Raw genomic sequence first — 20,356 nt, 5'->3', positions numbered from 1 at the left:
GCGTGCCGGGATCGCTCTCGCCCGCGGCGCGTTCGGTTATGCTTGCGGCATAAAACCAAAACGCGCGGGAGGCGCCCCATGACCGAACAACATTCCTCCGACTGGCTCGGCCTGTCGGGCCGCGTTGCCGTCGTCACCGGCGGAGGCGGCGGTATCGGCCGCGCTACCGCGGTCAGTTTCGCGCGGGCCGGCGCCAGGGTCGCCGCGCTCGATCGCGACGAGCGCTCCCTCGCGGAGACCAAGGCAAAGCTTGGCGAGTTCGGCGACGGTCATCTCGTCGCGACCTGCGACACGACCAGCGAGGACAATGTCGCGGCAGCCGCCGACGCCGTCGCGCGCACGCTCGGCGCTTGCGACATCCTCGTCAACACAGCGGCGGTGCTGCGCCCGGGCGGGCTCGACACGCTGCCGCTCGCGGAGTGGAATGCGGTGCTGGCGGTCAATCTCACCGGCTATTTCATCTGCGCCCAGGCGTTCGGCCACCAGATGCGCAAGGCCGGACGCGGCAGCCTCATCCACGTCGCCTCGATCGCTGCCAGCAATGCGCAGGGGCAGAGCGGCGCCTACAGCGTCAGCAAGGCCGCGGTCGTCATGCTCTCGCAGCAACTCGCCGCCGAATGGGGGCCGCATGGCATCCGCAGCAATGTGGTGAGCCCCGGCCTTGTCGTGACGCCGATGAGCCAGGCCTTCTACGACACGCCAGGGGTCACCGAGCGGCGCACCGCCGTGGTGCCGATGCGCCGGATCGGCGCACCGCAGGACATGGCGGACGCGACCCTGTTCCTGGCCAGCGACCGCTCGTCATACGTCAATGGTGAGGAGATCATCGTCGATGGCGGCTATGCGCGGACGCTGATGAGCCACGTTCCACGGCCGGGGTTTTAGCGGGGTGGCTGCCACATACTCGGTGTCGTCCCGGCCTCGAGCCGGGACCCATAACCACCAATGCGAATTGATTGACAACGCTGGAGCCACAGCCTTCGCAACAACAAGGCCTGTGGTTATGAGTCCCTGCTTTCGCAGGGACGACAGCAAATATCGATTTAATCGAACAGGCTCGAGACCGACTCTTCCGCCGCGGTGCGGCCGATCGCTTCGGCAATCAGTCCGGCGATCGAGATCTGGCGGATGTTCGGTGCCTTGTTGACGGCTTCCGTCGGCAGGATCGAGTCGGTGATGACCAGTTCCTTCAGACGCGACGAGGCGATGCGCGCGGCGGCGCCGCCGGACAGCACGCCGTGGGTGATGTAGGCCGAGACTTCCTTCGCGCCGTGCGCGATCAGCGCCTCGGCCGCATTCACCAGAGTGCCGCCGGAATCGACGATGTCGTCGACCAGGATGCAGTTGTAGCCGGCGACGTCGCCGATCACGTTCATCACCTCGGACTCGCCGGGGCGCTCGCGGCGCTTGTCGACGATCGCAAGCGGGGTGTTGATGCGCTTGGCGAGCCCGCGGGCACGCGCCACGCCGCCGACGTCGGGCGACACCACCATCACCTTGGCGAGGTCGAACTTTTCTTTGATGTCGCGCACCATCAGGGGCGCCGCGAACAGGTTGTCGGTCGGGATGTCGAAGAAGCCCTGGATCTGGCCGGCATGAAGGTCGAGCGTCATGACGCGGTCGACGCCGGCGTGCGAGATCAGGTTGGCGACCAGCTTGGCCGAGATCGGCGTACGCGAGCCGGACCTGCGATCCTGCCTGGCATAACCGAAATAGGGCACCACCGCGGTGATGCGGCGCGCCGAGGAGCGGCGCAGCGCGTCGGTGATGATCAACAGTTCCATCAGATTGTCGTTGGCCGGAAACGACGTCGACTGCAGGATGAACATGTCCGAGCCGCGGACGTTCTCCTGGATCTCGACGAAGATCTCCATGTCGGCGAAGCGCCGGACCACGGCCTTGGTCAGTTCGATGCCAAGTCCCTTGGCGATGTCCTGCGCCAGCGCAGGATTGGAGTTGCCGGCGACGAGTTTGATTGATCCGTTCTTTGCCGACATCGATGCTTCCCCCCGCGCCTTGCTGGATACGACGTTCAGCATCTCAAGTCCTTACAGAACCGGCGGGTTTTCGGTGCGCGAGGGAATATCAGGCAGGCGCATCCGATGGCAACCCATTAGCCGGCTTTGGCCGCCGTTTTCCTGGGCAAAAAACGCATTTCCCCGGGCGATAACGGGGTTTAGTCGGCGGAATAGCCGAGCGCCACGGTCTCGGGCGCGGCGGCGGCCGGGGTGCTTGCCACCGTGGGCCCGCGGAGGTCCGGTGCCGGGGCGGGCGCGGGGCTGTCCGCCGGGCCGCCATTGATCATGCCGGACAGGCCGCTGAGGCCGGCCTGGGCGATCTTGCGCAGCACCAGGTCGTCGGCGGCGGCCCACGCGTCGCGGCCGGCCTTGCCGGCGGGCTCCTCGCCGGAGAGCCGCAGCGCGCGTTGCTGGTTGCTGTCGTAGACGTCCCACACCCACGCGATCATGGTGCGGCCGCGCACCACCTGCGCCGACAGATAGCTGCGCACGCGATAGGCGGCAGCGCCCTGGCGCGACACGATCGACAGGCTGCGCAGCTTGGACTCGCTGTCGAGCACGCCGACCATGCGGTCGAACACCTGGGGCGGCGGGCCGTCGATCGATTCGAACGCAACGGTTGCGCCGCTGCTTGCCGGCGTGGCCATGGCGTAGGAGTCGGCCACGTTGCCGCCGGCCGCGCAGCCGCCAAGCGCGCACGCGACCGCGAGCCACGAACATGCGATCGCGGCACGCACGGCTGTCCCAGTTTGAAACTGGCGGTTCGACGCTTCCCTCATTGCGTCCTGCGATATCGTTAAAACGGCTTAACGTCTAGGGCAGGACGGCCACAGCGCTTAACCGATCCGGGCGGCGCGCCACGAGGTTTCGGATTTCCCTGCTCAGTCAGAGAGATGGTGCCGCATGGCTGCGGTGATCCAGGCCCATTCGCGGTTCGGGCTCGCGTCCGGCGATTGCCCGCGCATGATGGCGACGAGCTCCCAATAGCGCGCCGCACGGGCATCGTGCAGGGCATATTTGCCGCGGATCCAGTTGCGGAATTCCAGATCAGGTTTTCGCTTCAGCAATCGCGCCGATGTTTCCAGCCAGTCGCGCGCCAGCGCCTGGCCGGCCTCCGACGTCGGGCCGAGGTCGCGCGCGATAATCTCCTTGGCTCTCGCCAGCACGGTTTCGTTGGCCGCTTGCCAAGCGGCGAGATCCAGCACGTGGTGATTCCAGACGTCCTCCGCGTTGGCGCGGATGTTGGTGACGAGGGAAGGGTCGTTGAGCGTCTCCGAAAGCTCGATCCAGGCATCGCACTGCTCGGGCGTCGGCTCGTCCGGCAATTCGGGCACGCTGGTCTCGATCATCTGCCGGATCCATTTCCGGTCGATGTTGATGCCGTCGGACACCTTCTCGAAAAAGCGTTCGACGACGTTGCGGCGCTCGGCGCGGGACAGCTGCGTCATGGTCAGGAATCTCCTCAAATCTGCTTCGGTGAGTTGCGGTGAACGCAACGCAGCCCGCAGGGCCGAGGCGACGCGGCGCTGTGCCGCGATCTCCGCTTCCAGCGTCTCGAGGCGAAGCTGCAGCGCCTCGACCAGCGAGAGTTCCTTGGTCAGAACCTCACGGATGGCATCGAGACCGAGCCCCGCATCGCGCAGGCAACGGATCAGGTCGAGGCGAACCAGTTCGTCGTCGGTGAAGACGCGATAGCCGCTCGCGGTGCGGCCGGCCGGCGGCAGCAACCCCTGGTCCGAATAGAAGCGGAGCTTGCGGACGCTGATTCCGCTGAGCCGCGCCGCCTCGCCGATGCTGTAGGTGCGTTGTGTCATGCGCCGCTTGTCCGGTCTCCAGCAGGTGGAGAGTCAAGACGCTTGTCGCACAAAAATCGCGGGAGTGCCCGGCGTCAGCTTTCCAGCGCGATGGCGTGAACGAGCCGGCCGTAATCGGCTTCCTTGCGGTGCACGGAGCGGCGGTAGCTGAAGCAGCGCTCGTCGGAATAGGTGTCGATGCCGAGATCGTCGATCATCAGCACGCCGGCATTTTCCAGCCGCATGCGGATGAAGCCGGCAAGATCGAACATCGCGTGTCCGGCGCGTTCGGCAGGCATGAAGAACATGCCGTTCTCCGCATCGGCCTCGATGAAGCGCTCGACGAATTCGTTGCCGACCTCGTAGGATTCCTTGCGGATCAGTGGGCCGATGGCGGCGACGATGCCGCCGCGCTCGGCGCCGAGCTTCTCCATCGCGTCGATGGTCGATTCCAGCACGCCGGTCAGCGCGCCCTTCCAGCCGGCATGCGCCGCGCCGATCACCCGCGCATTGGGATCGACGAACAGGATCGGGCCGCAGTCGGCCGTCGTGACCGAAATCGCAAGGCCCTCGGTGCGCGTGACAAGCGCGTCCGCCTTCGGGCGCACGGCGCCATTCCATGGACCGGTCACGGCCACGACGTCAGGCGAGTGAACCTGATGCACGCTGACGAGGTGATCGAGCGGCACGCCGAGCTGCTCCGCCATCCGCCGCCGGTTCTCCGCGACCTTGGCCGGATCGTCGCGCGAGCCGAGCCCGCCATTCAGCGCGGCATAGATGCCCTCCGACACGCCGCCCTCGCGCGAGAAGAAGGCGTGGCGCAGGCCCGGAATGGCCGACAGCAGCGGTGATCCCAATGTCATGGTTGGGTCTCGTCAGGCTGATCGCTCAATCCGGCGATCGAGGTGAGGCGCGGGTCGGAGATGGCCATGACCTTGAACATCGAGCCCATCCCGCCGCGTCCGGAATCGGTCAGCCGCTTCAGCGCACCGGCAACGTCGGCGGAGACTTCGGGGCTTGCTTTCGCCATCAGCCCGGCGGCACGGGCCTCGACGCCGAGACGCTTGAGGAAGTCGCCTTGCGTCGCCGGACCGTGGACGCGCGCGCCGACATCCTCGGCGGCCCGCGCCATGGCCTGGAAATCGACATGCGCGGTCACGTCGGCCTGTCCCGGGTTCTTCAGCGGGTCGGCGAAGCTGTGGCGCGCGATCGCCTGGAAAGTGTCGCCGGCGTCGCTGCGCAGATGGCCGTAATCGATGATCAGCGCGGCGCCGTCCTGGTCGCGCAGCCGCGTGGCGAGCTTCATGATCTCGTTGTCGGGCCGCCATTCGAACACCGCGCCGAGCGGGGCGGCGCGCACCAGCGACGGCAGCAGCACCTCGAAATGCGGCGTCGGCTCGGGCGCGGGAGCGAAATACAGGTTGCCATTGGCATCCATCCCGACCGTCCGCTCGTGCCAGCCGGTCTCGCGGCGGACCATCTGGTGGATCGGCAGCACGTCGAAATATTCGTTGGCGAGGATCACCGCCGGTCCCTCGGGCACGTCGTCGATGCTATCGTGCCAGGTGATGTTGCGCACGCCCGCCAGCGTCGCGTACTGCTTCTCGCGCAGCACCGGGTTGACCTCGACGAGGTGGATGCTGAGCGACTGGTAGAGCGGCGGCAGCACGCGTAGCGCACGGAGCGCGTCGGACATCATGGTGCCGCGGCCGGGCCCGAGCTCGATCAGGCGGAACGTCTCCGGCGAGCCGATCGCGCGCCAGATCGAGGCGCTCCACAGCCCAAGCAGTTCGCCGAACATCTGGCTGACCTCGGGCGCCGTGGTGAAATCGCCCTCGCGGCCGAGCGGATCGCGCGACAGATAGTAGCCGTACCGCGGATGCATCAGGCACAGTTCCATGTAGCGCCAGACCGGCATAGGCCCGGACAGCTTGATCAGCTTCCTGATCTCATCCAGCAGCGGGGAGGGTTCGTTCACGGCCTTCCTTGGATTGCACTTGCTTTAGATTGAACTTGTTCAGGTTGAACTCGGTGCCGGACCGTTCGCCCTGCGGCGGACGGCGGCCGTGATGATGATAACGCCCACGATGATCATTGGCACCGACAGCAGCATGCCCATGGTAAGTCCGCCCCACAGGAATCCGAGTTGCGGGTCGGGCTCCCTGAAGTGCTCGCCGATGATTCGGGCAACGCCGTAGATCGTGATGAAGCTGCCGAGGATCAGGCCGGGACGCTTGAGCGCGCCCATCCGGATCATGATCGCCAGCGCTGCAAACAGCACGATGCCCTCGAGCCCGGCCTCGTAGAGCTGGCTCGGATGCCGCGGCAGCGGCCCGCCATTAGGGAAGATCATGGCCCAGGGCAGGCTCGGATCGGCGTGACGGCCCCATAATTCGCTGTTGATGAAATTGGCGAGCCGGCCGAGGAACAGCCCGATCGGCGCGACCGCGGTGGTGATGTCACCGAGCGACAGGATCGGGATGTTGTTGCGGCGGGCAAACAGCATCACCGCGGCGACGCAGCCGAGGAAGCCGCCGTGGAACGACATGCCGCCCTTCCACAATTCGAGGATTTCGGCCGGATGCGCGATGAAGAAGGGCAAATTGTAGAACAGCACATAGCCGGTGCGGCCGCCGACGATGATGCCGATGGTGACCCAGAGGATGAAATCGTCGAGCTGCGGCAGCGTGATCGGCGCCGGGCCGCCCCACAGCCGCTCCTTCTTGATCAGCGAGCGAGCGTAGATCCAGCCCAGCACGATGCCGACGATGTAGGCCAGCGCATACCAGCGGATCACGATCGGCCCGAGCGAGAGCGCGACGGGATTGAACACCGGAAAGTCGATCAGCAGGAACGGCATCGTGCGTCTTGAGGCTCAGCCCACGAGGTTGCGCCGGTAAAGCGCGAGGAGCCGCTCCCAATGGCGTTCGGCGGCGTCGCGGTCATAGACCGGACGCTTGGGGAACGCAAAGCCGTGATGCGTGCCGGGATAGATCTCGACCTCGTTGTTCGATCCCTTCATGCCGGCCTTCACCTGCTCGATGATGTCCTGTGGCGCGTAGATATCGGTCTCGGCGCAGGCGAAATAGAGTTCGGCCTTTGTCTTTTGCGCGGCAAGATGCGGACTGTCGGGCTGGTCGGTCGCCAGATGCGTGCCGTAGACCGAGGCAGCGGCCTTGACGCGATCGCCGAAATGCGTCGCTGCGTTCACCGCATAGCGGCCGCTCATGCAATAGCCGACGGTGCCGATGATGCTGGTGTTCGCGGCCTTCTGCGTCTCGGCATAGGCGAGCAGGCCCTTGGTGTCTTCCATCACCAGCGGAATGTTGAGCGAGTGCATCAGCTCGAACATGCGCTTGCGCTCGGGCGATTCCGGATCGGGATTGATCGGGCCGAGCTCCATCACGCCGGCGCGGTAATACATGTTGGGCAGCATCACATAATAGCCTGACGTGCCGAGCCGGCGCGCCATGTCGCGCAGCTCCTCGCGGATCGCCGGCGCGTCCATGTAGAAGATGACGACGGGGAAGGGGCCGCCGCGCTCGGGATGGGTGATGAAGGTGGTGGTCTTGCCGTCCTTGGTCGGGATCTCGACGGTCTGGTCGATCATGGCGTTTCTGCTCGCGTTATGTGTGCGATTTCTGTTGTGAGTTCATACGATTGCAAGGAAACCGGAGCATGACAAGGCAAGCCTCGGGAGGCCTGCCATTCGCGGCGGACTTGAACCGGATGGCTGAGATCGCCATTGTCTTTGGCGCGAGGCAGTGAACGCGGAGAGTTTTGCGAGATGACCCAGACCAGCAACCGGTTTTTCGATGAGATCGGCCGTCTGATGAATGACGCCGCGGGCGCCGCCCAGGGCGTCAAGCGCGAGGTCGACACGGTCATGCGCAACCAGGCGGAACGGATCCTGCGCGACCTCGACGTGGTCAAGCGCGAGGAATTCGACGCGGTCAAGGACATGGCCCGCCTGGCGCGCGAGGAGAACGAGGCGCTGAAGGCGAGGATCGCGGCGCTGGAAGCCAAGCTCGGCGGTACGGCCGGCTGAAACGGCCCGGAGCGCAGCCCCGTAGCCCGGATGGAGCGAAGCGCAATCCGGGGCCGGCCCCGCGGAGGCAGTGGTCCCGGATTTCGCTTCGCTCCATGCGGGCTACGATCCTCGCTCGGTAACCCAAGAAAAATCCCTTCATTTCCTTGTCATTTCGGCCCTTTGGGGCTAAAAGCCCGCCACGTCCGCGGCCCCCGCACCCCTGGAGGCTTGCTGTGGACCTGAGCATGGGCCGCGCTGCGGCCTTTAACTTTTTAAATACAAGGACTTAACGCTATGGCGACCGTCAAGGAATTGAAGGCGACCGCGCGTCCGAAGAGCGGCAAGGGGGCCGCCCGGGCAGAGCGTCGCGCCGGGAGAGTTCCCGGAGTGATCTACGGAGACAACCAGCCCCCCGTCACCATCTCGGTCGACGACCGTGAACTGCGCCAGCGCATCCTGGCGGGCCGGTTCCTCACCACGCTGTTCGACATCGATCTCGGGGGCAAGAAGCATCGCGTGATTCCGCGCGACTACCACCTCGACCCGGTGAAGGACTTCCCGGTCCATGTCGACTTCATGCGGCTCGGCGAAGGCGCCACCATCCGCGTCAGCGTGCCGCTGCACGTCGTGAACGCGGAAACCGCCCCCGGCATCAAGCGCGGCGGCACCGTGAACATCGTCACCCACGCGCTCGAACTCGAATGCGCGGTCGACAACATTCCGCAATACATCGAAGCCGACGTCGGCAGCCTCGAGATCAGCCACTCGCTGCATCTCACCGACATCAAGCTGCCCAAGGGCGTGAAGTCGCTGACCCGCGAGGACGCGACCCTGGTCACCCTCGTGCCGCCGTCCGGCTACGCCGAAGAGCAGAAGGCCGCGGCTGCGGCTGCTGCCGGTGGCGCTGCTCCGGCCGCGGGTGCTGCAGCTCCGGCCGCTGCGGCGGCTCCGGCTGCGGGTGCTGCAGCTCCGGCCGCGGGTGCCAAGGCTCCCGCCGGTGGCGACAAGAAGAAGTAACCGATCAGGTCGGCGCGCGATCGTCTGATGGCGCGCCGACGCGGGATGCCGCGCCATGCGCCTTTTTGTCGGTCTCGGTAATCCCGGCGCGAAATACGCCAGCAACCGGCACAATATCGGTTTCCTGGCGGTCGAAGAGATTGCACGGCGTCATGGTTTCGCACCATGGCGCCGTCGCTTTCAGGGCGAGACCTCCGAGGGCGTCGTCGATCGCGAGAAGGTCGTGCTGCTGAAGCCGACCACCTACATGAACGAGTCCGGGCGCGCGGTGCAGGAAGCGGCGAACTTCTTCAAGCTCGCGCCCTCCGACATCACCGTGTTCCAGGACGAGCTCGAACTGCCGCCGGCCAAGGTGCGGGTCAAGATCGGCGGCGGGATCGCCGGCCACAACGGCCTGCGCTCGATCTCCGCGCATATCGGCAACGAGTACCGGCGGGTGCGGCTCGGGATCGGTCATCCCGGCGTCAAGGAGCTCGTGCACAGCCACGTGCTGTCGGACTTCGCCAAGAGCGACCGGGCGTGGGTGGAGGCCTTGTGCCAGGCCGTCGCCGACAATGCCGGCCTGCTGGCTGCGGGGCACGACGCGTCGTTCGCCAACAAGGTGCATCTGACGATGCAGGCCAAAGGATTTTTCGACAAGGGTGAGAATGGCGGCGAGAAGCCGGCTTGATCTCCCTTATTCGTCATCGGCACGAGCCCGCCATGACGAGCCAGAGATTATTGAGGAAGACATGGGATTCAAATGCGGGATCGTCGGGTTGCCTAACGTCGGCAAGTCGACGCTGTTCAATGCGCTGACCGAGACGGCGGCCGCCCAGGCGGCGAATTATCCGTTCTGCACCATCGAGCCGAATGTCGGCGAGGTCGCGGTGCCCGATCCGCGGCTGGAGAAGCTCGCGGCGGTCGCGAAGTCCGCGCAGATCATTCCGACCCGGCTGACCTTCGTCGACATCGCGGGCCTCGTCCGCGGCGCGTCGCAGGGCGAAGGTCTCGGCAACCAGTTCCTCGCCAACATCCGCGAGGTCGACGCCATCGCCCATGTGGTGCGCTGCTTCGAGGATTCCGACGTCACCCATGTCGAGGGCAAGATCGCGCCGCTCGCCGACATCGAGACCATCGAGACCGAGCTGATGCTGTCCGATCTCGACAGCCTGGAGAAGCGCGTCGACAACCTGTCGAAGAAGGCCAAGGGCAACGACAAGGAAGCCAAGGAGCAGCTCGAGCTGGTCATCCGCGCGCTGGTGTTGCTGCGCGACGGCAAGCCTGCCCGCGGACTGGAGCGCAAGCCGGAGGAGGAGCGTGCGTTCCGCATGCTCGGGCTCTTGACCTCGAAGCCCGTGCTCTACGTCTGCAACGTCGAGGAAGGCTCGGCCAAGGACGGCAACAATTTCTCCAAGGCGGTGTTCGAGCGCGCCAAGGAGGAGGGCGCGGTCGCGGTCGTGATCTCGGCCAAGATCGAATCCGAAATCGCGACGCTGTCGCGTGAAGAACGCACTGACTTCCTGGAGACGCTGGGTCTGGAAGAGGCCGGCCTCGATCGGCTGATCCGCGCCGGCTACCGGCTGCTCGATCTCATCACCTATTTCACCGTCGGCCCGAAGGAAGCGCGCGCCTGGACCATCGACCGCGGCACCAAGGCGCCCGCCGCCGCCGGCGTGATCCATACCGATTTCGAGAAGGGCTTCATCCGCGCCGAGACCATCGCCTATGCCGACTACATCGCCGGCAACGGCGAAGCCGGCGCGCGCGATGCCGGCAAGCTGCGGCTTGAAGGCAAGGAGTACGTCGTCGCCGACGGCGACGTGATGCATTTCAGGTTCAATACCTGAGCATCGATTTCGAGAGAGCTTTTTCCCCACGTCGTCCCGGCGAAGGCCGGGACGACGCTGAATGTACGGATGGCGCTCTTTCCCACGTCGTCCCGGGCAAGCGAAGCGCGACCCGGGACCCATAACCACAGGGTTGCGTTGTTGAAGCGAGCTGTGGCCCCAGCTCGCTCCATCGCCACGTCCTGTGGTCATGGGTCCCTGCTTTCGTGTTCGGTCCCGTGTGATTGGCGAGGGCCTGGATTGGCGCCAGGTAGCCGAGGCATTTGAGGCGGGTCCGATTGTAGTCGTGGACGAACTTGGCGATGAAGGCGTCGCGGTCGGCGTGGTTGACAAAGGTACGGCGCGCGCTGCCCCGTTTGTGTTCGCGGCCGATGGCTTCAGCGATGCGCCGGTTGAAGCGTTCGACGAGGCCGTTGGTTTGCGGGTGGTAGGGCTTGGTCAGGCGATGCTCGATTGCGCGCTGCTTGCAGAGCCGATCAAAGGGGTGGTCGCCGGAAGGCTTCCCGACCGGTTTGTTCTTCTTGTCGACGGCGAAGCGGTCGGTGAACTCGGCTCCGTTGTCGGTCAGGATGGTGTGAACACCGTGCGGAAAGTCGGCCAGGAAGCGTTCGAGGAAGCCGGTCGCGGTCGTTCCGTCTCGCCTGGAATGGATCTCGACGAAGACGTATCGGGTGGCGCGATCGATCGCGACAAAGGCATAACTGGTGCGGCGTTGCAGCGCGGGCAGATACTTCACGTCGATATGAATGAAGCCGATGCTGGCGCTTTCGAAGACGCCGGCCCTGGGCTTGTCAGGCTTGGCAAGCCGGCTGATGCCGTTGCGCTGCAGGCAGCGGTGGATCGCGCTGCGGGACAGCTTGGCATTGATGCACCGCTGCATCACCTCGACGATATCGTCCAGCGGCAGCTGCAGCGATGTCCGCAGCTCACACACCGCCCGTTCCTCAAGGGCGGACAGGCTGGTCGTGAGGTGCTTCGGCCGATGCGAGCGATCCTCGACCGTGCTGCGACCGCGCCAGCGATAGATTGTGGTCTCGCTGACCCCCAGCTCGGCCGCCAATTGGGCGACCGACTTCCTGCTGCGCTGGATGTAGGCACGCGTCTTCGGTGTCGTCGTGGCGTTCGCATGCAGGCTCAGTTCCATGACGCGAAGCGCTCCATGATAAAAGCCACGCCTCGTTCTACACCGATTCCATCCAACCAATCAGCAGGGACCAAACACTTTCGCAGGGACGACATCGAGTATGGGGGTGGCGCTTAGCTCACCGATCCGCGCGCCCGATTACGTCCATCAGCTCGGCGATCTTGCGCCGCTGGTCGGCCTTGTCGCCGGACGAGATCGCATGCTCGACGCAATGCGCCACATGATCGCGCAGCACCTCTTCCTCGACGCGGCGCAGCGCCGCGCGCGCGGCCGCGATCTGCGTCACCACGTCGATGCAATAGCGGTCGTCCTCGACCATGGCGGCCAATCCGCGGATCTGACCTTCGATCCGTTTGAGCCGTTTTAAGCAGGATGTCTTGACCTCGTCTCTCATAGGTCTCATATACCCCCCTAGGGTATCTAAATCAAGAGGTCGGGTTACCGGCCGGGAAGAGTTTCGTGGCACACGCAAAGCACGACCATTCGCACGCGGATCATCACCACAATGGCGCGGCCGCGCATTCCTGCTGCGGCGGCAAGCATGATCACGACACGCCGCCGGCCGAGGCGTCGTTCGCCATCGATCCGGTCTGCGGCATGAAGGTCAATCCGGCGACCGCCAAGCACCGCTTCAGCTACAAGGGCGAGGAGTACCTGTTCTGCAGCGGCCGCTGCAGCGAGCGTTTCGAGGCCGACCCTGAGAAGTATCTCAAGCCGCGCGAGGAGGAGCCGCCGGCGCCCGCGGGCACCATCTACACCTGCCCGATGCATCCCGAGGTGCGCCAGGTCGGTCCCGGCAGTTGCCCGATCTGCGGCATGGCGCTGGAGCCCGAGCAGGTCTCGCTCGACGACGGTCCCGATCCCGAACTGATCGACATGACGCGGCGGTTCTGGATCGGCCTCGCGCTGACCGTGCCGGTGTTCGTGCTCGAGATGGGCAGCCATCTCGGGCTGATGCAGCTGGTGCCGCAGCACTGGTCGAACTGGGTCTCGCTCGTGCTGGCGACGCCGGTCGTGCTGTGGGCCGGCGCGCCGTTCTTCGTGCGCGGCTGGCAGTCGCTTGTCACCCGCAATCTCAACATGTTCACGCTGATCGCGATGGGCACCGGCGTTGCCTATGTCTACAGCGTGGTCGCGACGCTGGCGCCGCAGCTGTTTCCGCCCGCGTTTCGCGACATGCACGGCGCGGTCGCGGTGTATTTCGAGGCGGCGGCCGTGATCACGGTGCTGGTGCTGCTCGGCCAGGTGCTGGAATTGCGCGCCCGCGCGCAGACCTCGGGCGCGATCCGCGCGCTGCTCGGTCTCGCGCCCAAGACCGCGCGGCGCATCACCGAACACGGCGACGAGGATATCGACATCGACGCGATCAAGGTCGGCGACCGCCTGCGCGTGCGGCCGGGCGAGAAGGTGCCGGTCGACGGCGTCGTCATCGAGGGCAGTGCGGTCATCGACGAGTCCATGGTCACAGGCGAGTCGATGCCGGTCACGAAGGCCGAAGGCGCGAGCGTGATCGGCGGCACGGTCAACCAGAGCGGCGGCCTCGTGATGCGCGCCGAGAAGATCGGCCGCGACACCATGCTGTCGCGGATCGTCGACATGGTGGCGAAGGCGCAGCGCTCACGCGCGCCGATCCAGCGGCTGGCCGATCGTGTCGCCGGCTGGTTCGTGCCGGCGGTGATCGCCGCCGCCGTGCTCGCCTTCATCGCCTGGACGGTGTTCGGCCCTGAGCCGCGCCTGACCTTCGCGCTGGTCGCCGCCGTCACGGTGCTGATCATCGCCTGTCCGTGCGCGCTAGGATTGGCGACGCCGATGTCGATCATGGTCGGCGTCGGCCGCGGCGCGCATTCCGGCATCCTGATCCGCGACGCACAGGCGCTGGAGCGGATGGAGGCGATCGATACGCTGGTCATCGACAAGACCGGCACGCTCACCGAGGGCAAGCCGAAGGTCGTGCGCGTCATTGCCGCCGAAGGATTCAACGAGAGCGATCTGCTGCGCGTTGCCGCCAGTGTGGAGCAGGGCAGCGAGCACCCGCTGGCGCAGGCGATTATCGCCGCCGCCGGGGAGCGCAAGCTCGCATCGTCCGCCGTCAGCAATTTCGCCTCGCCCTCCGGCAAGGGCGCGACCGGCACGGTCGGGGGCAGGCAGGTTGCGCTCGGCAACGCGGTGCTGATGGCCGAGCTGAAGATCGCGACGGCAGCGCTCGACGAGGCGGCCGAGGCCGCACGGCGGGACGGCGCGACGGCAATCTATGTCGCGGTCGATGGCCGCATCGCCGGGGTGATCGCGATTGCCGATCCGGTGAAGCCGTCCGCGACCAGCGCGCTGCAGGCACTGCGTGCCGAGGGCCTGCGTATCGTGATGCTGACCGGCGACAACGAGACCACCGCGCGGGCGGTGGCGAAGACGCTCGGCATCGACGACGTCGAGGCCGGCGTTCTGCCGGAGCGCAAGAGCGAGGTGGTGCAGCGGCTGCGCGGCGAGGGGCGCACCGTCGCGATGGCCGGCGACGGCGTCAATGACGCACCGGCGCTCGCCGCCGCCGATGTCGGCATCGCGATGGGCGGCGGCACCGACGTCGCGATCGAGAGCGCCGGCGTCACGCTGCTCACGGGCGATCTGATGGGCCTCGTGCGCGCGCGGCGGCTGTCGGTCGCGACCATGCGCAACATCCGCCAGAACCTGGCGTTCGCGTTCGTCTACAACGCCGCCGGCGTGCCGATCGCGGCCGGCGTGCTGTATCCGCTGTTCGGCATCCTGCTGTCGCCGATGGTCGGCGCCGCCGCGATGGCGCTGTCCTCGGTCAGCGTGATCGGCAATGCGCTGCGGCTTTCGCAGGTGAAGCTGGACTAGGCGTCTCTTACCTCGCCCCGCTTGCGGGGAGAGGTCGGATCGCATCGCAAAATGCGATCCGGGTGAGGGGGACTCTCCACGAGTCTGTCTCTCGCCTTTTGTGCGGAAGCAGCCCCTCACCCCAGCCCTCTCCCCGTAAGAACGGGGAGAGGGAGCGGAGCGATCAGGCTGGCAGCAGCAGCTGCGCGCGGCGCTCTATCTCGGCATCGAGCCAGGTTGCGAGATCCTCGCTCACCGCGACCATCGGCAGCCGCACCTCGGGGCTGTCGATCAGCCCCTGTCGCCACAGCCAGTGCTTGGCCGGCGCGGGGCTCGGTTCGGCGAACAGCAGCCTCGTCAGGCCGACGACGCTCTGCCAGGCGGCCAGCGCCGCGTCGCGCTGGCCCTGCTGCAGCAGCGTGCGGATCGCAGCGAAGGTGTTCGTTTCCAGATGTGCGGACAGCAGGATCGCGCCGTCGGCGCCGTCCGAGAGCGCATCGAAGGTTTGCGCGTCCTCGCCGGTCAGCACGCGAAAGCCGGCCGGCCGGCGGTTGAGGAAGTCGATCGACTGCGCGCGGTCGGCGCAGCAATCCTTCATGCCGGCGATGTTCGGATGGTCCGCGAGCGCCAGCAGCGTCTCGTTGGTCAGGTTCACCGCCGTGCGATAGGGGATGTTGTAAAGCACGATCGGCCACGACGCGTGATCGGCGAGCGCGTTGAAGTGCTGCACGAGCCCGCGTTGCGAGGGCCTGATGTAATAGGGGCTGGCGATCAGATAGCCGTTGATCGGCCAGTCGGCCGTATCATCCAGCGCTTCCTTCATCCGGGCGGTCGAGGCGCCGGAGAGCCCGAGACAGACCGGCAAATGGCGGGAGCTGGCACTGAGCTCGTCGAGCACGACGCTCACCAGCCCCTCCAGTTCGTCCACGCTGAGCGCCATGCCCTCGCCGGAGGTTGCGCCGAGAATGAACCCGTCGACGGGGCCATTGGCGTAGTGCCGTACAAGACGCCGCAGCGACGTGACGTCGAGCTCGCCGTTACGGAATGGCGTGATCAAAGGCAGCCAGAGGCCCTGCAATTGCTGATGTAGATCGGTCATGTTCCATCTCCTTAAGAAGGCAAAGCCGGAGACGGGACCAACAAAAAACCCCGTCCAGGCGGCGGGGTTTCGGGATCGGTTTGAATGCGAAGGTGATCTTATCGCGCGCGATCTCGTGTCCCCGGGAGGGGAGCTTTTTTCGACGACAGAACGGCGCACGAAGTCGTGATCATGGGATAATGATGCTGCGCTGCGAGGTTGTTGTCAATGCACATGCTGACCGGCGCGTGCGGCGCGCTTTGCGCATGACGTGGAGGTGAAGAGGCACGGCGATGAAAAAAAGCCGGGCTCGAGTGAGCCCGGCTTAAGGTATTGGCCACGTGAGGCCGACACAATCACCTTCCAAGAGGGATTACTGAACTTCCGCGCCACTGGAGGAGGGGGACATATGCGCGACGCGAACGCTCAGCGTGTAAGCACTATGATCCCCATCGACGGCTTGCAGCAACTATCCAGGTCGCATGTCAGTCATGCGGAGACCGGGGGCAGCACGGATATCCCTATAAAGCAGCCCTATAAGGGCGGCTTAATCACGACGGCCAGCGCTGCGCCTTGCTGACCACGAAGTCGCGGAACACCTGCACCCGGGCCACCGTCTTCAGCTCTTCCGGATAGACGAAGTAGGTGTCGAGCGCGATCGAGTCGGACTCGCCGAACAGCTGCACGAGGTTGTTCTGTTCGACCAGATAGTCCGGCAGCGCGGCGATGCCGAGGCCCTGCTGGCAGGCGCGCACGAGGCCGAGGATGTTGTTGACCTTGAAGTAGGGCTCGCGCGGACCGGAGCCGTTGCGGCCGGCATCGATCAGCCAGCTGCGGTTCTGCAGATGCGCCGGCACCTGCGAGTCGCCGAGCATGATGATGCGGTGCGAGTCGAGATCATCGAGCGTGCGCGGCGTGCCGAAGCGCTTGATGTATTCCGGCGAGCAGTAGGCATGGAAGCCGATCGAGAACAGCTTGCGCTGGATCAGGTCCGGCTGGGTCGGCTTGCGGGTGCGGATCGCGACGTCGGCCTCGCGCATCGAGAGGTCGAGATCCTCGTCGGTGACGATCAGCGAGATCCGGATGTCGGGATAGAGCGCGGTGAACTCGTCGAGCCGCGGGATCAGCCAGTTGATGCCCAGCGCCGGCGGCGTCGTGATCTTGAGGTCGCCGCTCGGCCGCTCGCGGCTGTCGGTGAGCTTTGCGCGGGCCGCCTGCAGCTGCATGAACACGTCATGCGCGGTGCGGAACAGGAGGTCGCCCTGTTCGGTGAGGATCAGGCCGCGGGCGTGGCGGTGAAACAGCGACACCGAGAGCTCCTGCTCCAGCGCGCTGACCTGGCGGGAGACCGCCGATTGCGACAGGCCAAGCTGTTCGCCGGCATGCGTGAAGCTGCCAGCCTCCGCCGCTGCGTGAAAGACCTTCAGCTTGTCCCAATCCATATCCGTAAATCCGTCGCGAGATCGTGCCATGATTATTCCGCCGCTGCGCGATCGCTCGCGCGAAGAGCCAGGAAGCGTTCCGCCTCGAGCGCAGCCATGCAGCCGAGGCCGGCGGCGGTGACCGCCTGCCGGAAGGTTTCATCCGCCACGTCGCCCGCGGCGAACAGGCCGGGCATCGAGGTCGCGGTGGAGTTCGGCGCAACCTCGACATAGCCCGACGGTTTCAGCTTGATCTGGCCTTTGACGAGCTCCGTCGCCGGCGCATGGCCGATCGCGATGAAGACGCCGTCGGTTTTGAGGTTCGTGTGCGCGCCGGTCTTGACGTTCTTCAGCCGCACATGGGTGACCTTGTTCGGGTTCTCCGATCCGCAGATCTCGTCGATCGCCGAATCCCACACCACCTTGATCTTGGGATTCTTGAACAGCCGCTCCTGCAGGATGCGCTCGGCGCGGAAATGATCGCGGCGATGCACGATGGTGACCTGGGAGGCGTGATTGGTCAGGTACAGCGCTTCCTCGACCGCGGTGTTGCCGCCGCCGACCACCACGACGTCCTTGCCGCGGTAGAAGAAGCCGTCGCAGGTCGCGCAGGCCGACACCCCCGCCGCCCTGGAACTTTGCTTCCGAGGGCAGTCCGAGCCAGCGCGCCTGGGCGCCGGTGGCGAGGATCACGGTCTCGGCGAGATAGACGTCGCCGGAATCGCAGGTCAGGCGAAACGGGCGCTGGCCGAGTTCCAGCTTGTTGACGTGATCGGTAACGATCTTGGTGCCGACATGGGCCGCCTGCTTCTCCATCTGCTCCATCAGCCAGGGGCCCTGGATCACATCGGCGAAGCCGGGATAGTTCTCGACGTCGGTGGTGATGGTGAGCTGCCCGCCCGGCTGGATGCCCTGGATCAGCACTGGCTCGAGCATCGCGCGCGCCGCGTAGATCGCTGCGGTGTAACCGGCGGGGCCGGACCCGATGATGACGACCTTGGCATGGACAGGCGCGGGCATTAGCTGATCCCTCTCTGCTGGGGACTTTGACGGGGACTTGTGTGGGAAGCACCCCGGAAGCAGGTCACGGCGGTGCTGAAAGTGTCAAATCCAAGTCTAAGATATCTGGGAAGCTATGCAAGATTTGCAATCCATGGCAGCGATTTTTCCCCGGAACTGAAGTCACATTCGCGAAATCGTGCGCTGCACGCGCAATAAAATTGCGCAATGCCAGCGGGCTGCGCTATGAGAGTTGCCGGCGGATCCGCCAAGCCTTCCAAACCCCTAGGGAACTGTAGTCGCGTGTCGAAGAACCTTGACGAGATCGACCTCAAAATCCTCGCCGAGATCCAGGCCGATGGCCGAATCACCAATGTGGAACTGGCCAAACGCGTCGGTATCTCGCCGCCGCCCTGCCTGCGCAGGGTCAGGGCGCTGGAGGAGGAAGGCTACATCCAGGGATACCGCGGCCTGCTCGATCCGCGCCGCCTCGGCTACGACGTCACGGTGTTCGCCTCGGTGCATCTGTCGAGCCAGGCCGACGCCGATCTCCGCGCCTTCGAGAATTTCGTGCGCGCCGAGCCGCTGGTGCGGGAATGCTGGATGCTGTCGGGCGAAGTCGACTTCATCCTCAAATGCGTCGCGCCCGACATGGCGACGTTCCAGGATTTCGTCACCCACCTGACGGCGGCGCCGCACGTGCGCAACGTCAGGACGTCACTGGTGCTGCACAATTCGAAATATGAGGCCGCGGTGCCGCTGGGATTGAAGGCGGTCGGCTGACGCGCTGTGCGCGTCATTCCGGGCTCGATGCTAACGCGCCATCCCGGAAATGACGTCGTCAATGAGTGGGAAGCGCCTAGCGCTGCTACCTCTTCCCCATCGCAGCGTCGACGCTGATCGGACCCGGACCCGAGGTCGCGAGGTAGAGGCAGGCGAAGCAGAACGCGATCGCCAGACTGCCGTTATTGAGCAGCGGGTAGAACCCTTTTGGGAAATGGCCGATGAAGTAGGCGAAGGCCATTTCACCCGCCAGGATGAAGGCAACGATCCGCGAGAAAAGGCCAATCATCAGGAGCCCGCCGAGCACCAATTCGAGGGCGCCGGCCGCGCCGATCAATGAGAACAGCTCGACCTTCTCGAACATTGTCCCGGGTGGGAATTTGAAAATTTTGGCAACGCCGAACTGAAACAGCAGCAGTCCGGTGATGAACCGGAACAGGCTGAGCGTCACCGGCTGGAGCTTGGAGAACATCTGGTCCATTGTCATTTACCCCCTGTTTGACACACTGGAACGTTGCAAGATGCAGAAACACACGGTGTCCGCCACCGGAGTGTGATGTCAACACCTTGCGACTGGAATCATTCCTCGCGCGACGGCAGTTGCGAGAGAACGCGGCAGCGGCACGGTGACGCGCAGCGATGCGTGTTGCGACGCGATCGTCGGCCCGAACTCCGTCCCCTGACATGATTATACTGCATAAACATGTCACGGCCTCACTGGCATGGCGTGCAGCGGCTCTCCATTCACATTGCTGTCAGACCGGGGAGAAACGCGGGGCATAAAAAAAGCCGCGTGCGGGACGCGGCTTTTCTGCACCAGTCACGTGAAGGTAACTACCGCCACTCGACCTTGGTGATCTCGTAGGCCTTGGCGCCGCCCGGCGCCATCACCTCGACGGTGGTCCCCTTCTTCTTGCCGATCAGCGCGCGCGCGAGCGGCGAGGTGATCGAGATGCGGCCCTTCTTGGCGTCGGCCTCGACTTCGCCGACGATCTGCCACACCGCCTTCTTCTCGGTGTCCTCATCGATCAGCGTCACGGTCGCGCCGAACTTGATGGTGTCGCCTGACAGTTTCGAAATGTCGATGATGTCGGCACGCGCGAGCTTGTCCTCGAGCTCGGCGATGCGGCCCTCGTTGTGCGACTGCTCTTCCTTGGCGGCGTGATACTCGGCGTTCTCCGAGAGATCGCCGTGCGAGCGCGCTTCCGCGATGTGTTCGATGATGCGCGGACGATCCACCGATTGGCGATGCTTCAACTCGTCCGTCAGCGCGGCGTATCCGCCCGCGGTCATCGGAACCTTATCCATCATCTTCGTCCTTCATCGCGCGCGCCCGGCGGCCGTGCACGAATATCCAGTTCAGCTAACGCAGGAATCAGGGCGCCAACGCGCCCGGAAGCCCAGTGATATTC

The 20,356-nt window shown here is 65.3% G+C and carries 20 protein-coding genes and 1 pseudogene; 7 read left to right on the top strand and 14 right to left on the bottom strand.

Annotated elements, in window-relative coordinates; translation table 11 throughout:
• The first annotated feature begins 78 nt into the window (after positions 1–78).
• On the top strand, positions 79–885 hold the full coding sequence (locus J2R78_RS10350; protein ID WP_076825526.1) for an SDR family NAD(P)-dependent oxidoreductase: 807 nt from the start codon (positions 79–81) through the stop codon (positions 883–885).
• A 158-nt stretch (positions 886–1,043) separates the two neighbouring features.
• Here the strand turns inward: J2R78_RS10350 and J2R78_RS10345 are convergent, their stop codons facing one another.
• The 7 genes from J2R78_RS10345 to J2R78_RS10315 all read right to left on the bottom strand — a co-directional run bounded on the left by J2R78_RS10345 (position 1,044) and on the right by J2R78_RS10315 (position 7,421).
• The gene (locus tag J2R78_RS10345) at positions 1,044–1,997 is read right to left on the bottom strand and encodes a ribose-phosphate pyrophosphokinase (RefSeq protein WP_028344316.1); all 954 of its coding nucleotides are present in this window, start codon (positions 1,995–1,997) and stop codon (positions 1,044–1,046) included.
• Between the two features lie 179 nt (positions 1,998–2,176).
• On the bottom strand, positions 2,177–2,797 hold the full coding sequence (locus tag J2R78_RS10340; protein WP_253604201.1) for a hypothetical protein: 621 nt from the start codon (positions 2,795–2,797) through the stop codon (positions 2,177–2,179).
• Between the two features lie 102 nt (positions 2,798–2,899).
• Positions 2,900–3,832, bottom strand: coding sequence for a MerR family transcriptional regulator (locus tag J2R78_RS10335; RefSeq protein ID WP_253604198.1), 933 nt, complete (start codon positions 3,830–3,832; stop codon positions 2,900–2,902).
• Positions 3,833–3,906: 74 nt separating this feature from the next.
• The gene (pgeF, locus tag J2R78_RS10330) at positions 3,907–4,674 is read right to left on the bottom strand and encodes a peptidoglycan editing factor PgeF (protein ID WP_253604196.1); all 768 of its coding nucleotides are present in this window, start codon (positions 4,672–4,674) and stop codon (positions 3,907–3,909) included.
• Complete coding sequence (locus J2R78_RS10325) at positions 4,671–5,729, bottom strand: class I SAM-dependent methyltransferase (RefSeq protein WP_253609795.1); 1,059 nt, start codon at positions 5,727–5,729, stop codon at positions 4,671–4,673. Before J2R78_RS10325 ends, pgeF begins: the two co-directional genes overlap by 4 nt.
• Before the next feature lie 99 nt (positions 5,730–5,828).
• Positions 5,829–6,671, bottom strand: a complete 843-nt coding sequence (gene lgt, locus J2R78_RS10320; RefSeq protein WP_057016609.1) for a prolipoprotein diacylglyceryl transferase — start codon at positions 6,669–6,671, stop codon at positions 5,829–5,831.
• 15 nt (positions 6,672–6,686) lie between these two features.
• Positions 6,687–7,421, bottom strand: coding sequence for a dienelactone hydrolase family protein (locus J2R78_RS10315; protein ID WP_253604194.1), 735 nt, complete (start codon positions 7,419–7,421; stop codon positions 6,687–6,689).
• Positions 7,422–7,598: 177 nt separating this feature from the next.
• Here J2R78_RS10315 and J2R78_RS10310 point away from each other — a divergent pair, with 177 nt between their 5' ends.
• From J2R78_RS10310 to ychF, 4 genes are all read left to right on the top strand, one after another.
• Positions 7,599–7,859: an accessory factor UbiK family protein gene (locus J2R78_RS10310; protein ID WP_050384261.1), complete on the top strand. Its 261-nt coding sequence runs from the start codon at positions 7,599–7,601 to the stop codon at positions 7,857–7,859.
• Positions 7,860–8,135: 276 nt separating this feature from the next.
• Complete coding sequence (locus J2R78_RS10305) at positions 8,136–8,858, top strand: 50S ribosomal protein L25/general stress protein Ctc (RefSeq protein WP_253604192.1); 723 nt, start codon at positions 8,136–8,138, stop codon at positions 8,856–8,858.
• Between the two features lie 55 nt (positions 8,859–8,913).
• Positions 8,914–9,528, top strand: coding sequence for an aminoacyl-tRNA hydrolase (pth, locus tag J2R78_RS10300; RefSeq protein WP_253604190.1), 615 nt, complete (start codon positions 8,914–8,916; stop codon positions 9,526–9,528).
• 61 nt (positions 9,529–9,589) lie between these two features.
• Complete coding sequence (gene ychF, locus J2R78_RS10295) at positions 9,590–10,687, top strand: redox-regulated ATPase YchF (RefSeq protein WP_253604185.1); 1,098 nt, start codon at positions 9,590–9,592, stop codon at positions 10,685–10,687.
• On the opposite strand, the gene J2R78_RS10290 is transcribed toward ychF, so the two are convergent.
• A complete protein-coding gene (locus J2R78_RS10290; protein WP_256558836.1) occupies positions 10,677–11,831 on the bottom strand; it encodes an IS481 family transposase in 1,155 nt (384 codons plus the stop codon). The two genes, ychF and J2R78_RS10290, sit on opposite strands and share 11 nt — an antisense overlap.
• Before the next feature lie 118 nt (positions 11,832–11,949).
• On the bottom strand, positions 11,950–12,225 hold the full coding sequence (locus tag J2R78_RS10285) for a metal-sensitive transcriptional regulator (RefSeq protein ID WP_018269815.1): 276 nt from the start codon (positions 12,223–12,225) through the stop codon (positions 11,950–11,952).
• A gap of 65 nt (positions 12,226–12,290) precedes the next feature.
• On the opposite strand from J2R78_RS10285, the gene J2R78_RS10280 reads away from it, so the two are divergent.
• A complete protein-coding gene (locus tag J2R78_RS10280) occupies positions 12,291–14,684 on the top strand; it encodes a heavy metal translocating P-type ATPase (protein ID WP_309144995.1) in 2,394 nt (797 codons plus the stop codon).
• 163 nt (positions 14,685–14,847) lie between these two features.
• Here J2R78_RS10280 and J2R78_RS10275 read toward each other — a convergent pair whose 3' ends face one another.
• The 3 genes and pseudogenes from J2R78_RS10275 to trxB all read right to left on the bottom strand — a co-directional run bounded on the left by J2R78_RS10275 (position 14,848) and on the right by trxB (position 18,182).
• Positions 14,848–15,762, bottom strand: coding sequence for a 4-hydroxy-tetrahydrodipicolinate synthase (locus J2R78_RS10275; protein ID WP_253604181.1), 915 nt, complete (start codon positions 15,760–15,762; stop codon positions 14,848–14,850).
• Positions 15,763–16,292: 530 nt separating this feature from the next.
• Positions 16,293–17,213, bottom strand: coding sequence for a LysR family transcriptional regulator (locus J2R78_RS10270; protein ID WP_026192264.1), 921 nt, complete (start codon positions 17,211–17,213; stop codon positions 16,293–16,295).
• A 2-nt stretch (positions 17,214–17,215) separates the two neighbouring features.
• Positions 17,216–18,182 (bottom strand): annotated as a pseudogene (gene trxB, locus J2R78_RS10265) (thioredoxin-disulfide reductase).
• Positions 18,183–18,464: 282 nt separating this feature from the next.
• On the opposite strand from trxB, the gene J2R78_RS10260 reads away from it, so the two are divergent.
• Complete coding sequence (locus J2R78_RS10260) at positions 18,465–18,944, top strand: Lrp/AsnC family transcriptional regulator (RefSeq protein ID WP_016845095.1); 480 nt, start codon at positions 18,465–18,467, stop codon at positions 18,942–18,944.
• Positions 18,945–19,029: 85 nt separating this feature from the next.
• Here J2R78_RS10260 and J2R78_RS10255 read toward each other — a convergent pair whose 3' ends face one another.
• Both J2R78_RS10255 and greA read right to left on the bottom strand, forming a co-directional pair.
• Complete coding sequence (locus tag J2R78_RS10255; protein WP_253604179.1) at positions 19,030–19,425, bottom strand: DoxX family protein; 396 nt, start codon at positions 19,423–19,425, stop codon at positions 19,030–19,032.
• A 353-nt stretch (positions 19,426–19,778) separates the two neighbouring features.
• Positions 19,779–20,252 (bottom strand): transcription elongation factor GreA, encoded by a 474-nt coding sequence (gene greA, locus J2R78_RS10250; protein WP_018269816.1) that lies wholly within the window; start codon positions 20,250–20,252, stop codon positions 19,779–19,781.
• Between the last annotated feature and the right edge of the window lie 104 nt (positions 20,253–20,356).

This window comes from Bradyrhizobium sp. USDA 4538, assembly GCF_024171045.1.
GTDB lineage: Bacteria > Pseudomonadota > Alphaproteobacteria > Rhizobiales > Xanthobacteraceae > Bradyrhizobium > Bradyrhizobium australafricanum.
The sequence above is the reverse complement of the archived record's forward strand: the minus strand, read 5'-3'. Positions and strand labels throughout refer to the sequence as shown.

What these genes read in the sequence shown, in the direction of transcription:
- ychF (WP_253604185.1), top strand. Translation starts at nt 9,590, where the DNA reads ATGGGATTCAAATGCGGGATCGTCGGGTTGCCTAACGTCGGCAAGTCG.
- J2R78_RS10290 (WP_256558836.1), bottom strand. Translation starts at nt 11,831, where the DNA reads ATGGAACTGAGCCTGCATGCGAACGCCACGACGACACCGAAGACGCGT.
- J2R78_RS10255 (WP_253604179.1), bottom strand. Translation starts at nt 19,425, where the DNA reads ATGGACCAGATGTTCTCCAAGCTCCAGCCGGTGACGCTCAGCCTGTTC.
- lgt (WP_057016609.1), bottom strand. Translation starts at nt 6,671, where the DNA reads ATGCCGTTCCTGCTGATCGACTTTCCGGTGTTCAATCCCGTCGCGCTC.
- greA (WP_018269816.1), bottom strand. Translation starts at nt 20,252, where the DNA reads ATGGATAAGGTTCCGATGACCGCGGGCGGATACGCCGCGCTGACGGAC.
- J2R78_RS10270 (WP_026192264.1), bottom strand. Translation starts at nt 17,213, where the DNA reads ATGGCACGATCTCGCGACGGATTTACGGATATGGATTGGGACAAGCTG.
- J2R78_RS10335 (WP_253604198.1), bottom strand. Translation starts at nt 3,832, where the DNA reads ATGACACAACGCACCTACAGCATCGGCGAGGCGGCGCGGCTCAGCGGA.
- pgeF (WP_253604196.1), bottom strand. Translation starts at nt 4,674, where the DNA reads ATGACATTGGGATCACCGCTGCTGTCGGCCATTCCGGGCCTGCGCCAC.
- J2R78_RS10315 (WP_253604194.1), bottom strand. Translation starts at nt 7,421, where the DNA reads ATGATCGACCAGACCGTCGAGATCCCGACCAAGGACGGCAAGACCACC.
- J2R78_RS10275 (WP_253604181.1), bottom strand. Translation starts at nt 15,762, where the DNA reads ATGACCGATCTACATCAGCAATTGCAGGGCCTCTGGCTGCCTTTGATC.
- J2R78_RS10345 (WP_028344316.1), bottom strand. Translation starts at nt 1,997, where the DNA reads ATGTCGGCAAAGAACGGATCAATCAAACTCGTCGCCGGCAACTCCAAT.
- J2R78_RS10305 (WP_253604192.1), top strand. Translation starts at nt 8,136, where the DNA reads ATGGCGACCGTCAAGGAATTGAAGGCGACCGCGCGTCCGAAGAGCGGC.
- pth (WP_253604190.1), top strand. Translation starts at nt 8,914, where the DNA reads ATGCGCCTTTTTGTCGGTCTCGGTAATCCCGGCGCGAAATACGCCAGC.
- J2R78_RS10285 (WP_018269815.1), bottom strand. Translation starts at nt 12,225, where the DNA reads ATGAGAGACGAGGTCAAGACATCCTGCTTAAAACGGCTCAAACGGATC.
- J2R78_RS10310 (WP_050384261.1), top strand. Translation starts at nt 7,599, where the DNA reads ATGACCCAGACCAGCAACCGGTTTTTCGATGAGATCGGCCGTCTGATG.
- J2R78_RS10340 (WP_253604201.1), bottom strand. Translation starts at nt 2,797, where the DNA reads ATGAGGGAAGCGTCGAACCGCCAGTTTCAAACTGGGACAGCCGTGCGT.
- J2R78_RS10350 (WP_076825526.1), top strand. Translation starts at nt 79, where the DNA reads ATGACCGAACAACATTCCTCCGACTGGCTCGGCCTGTCGGGCCGCGTT.
- J2R78_RS10325 (WP_253609795.1), bottom strand. Translation starts at nt 5,729, where the DNA reads ATGCCGGTCTGGCGCTACATGGAACTGTGCCTGATGCATCCGCGGTAC.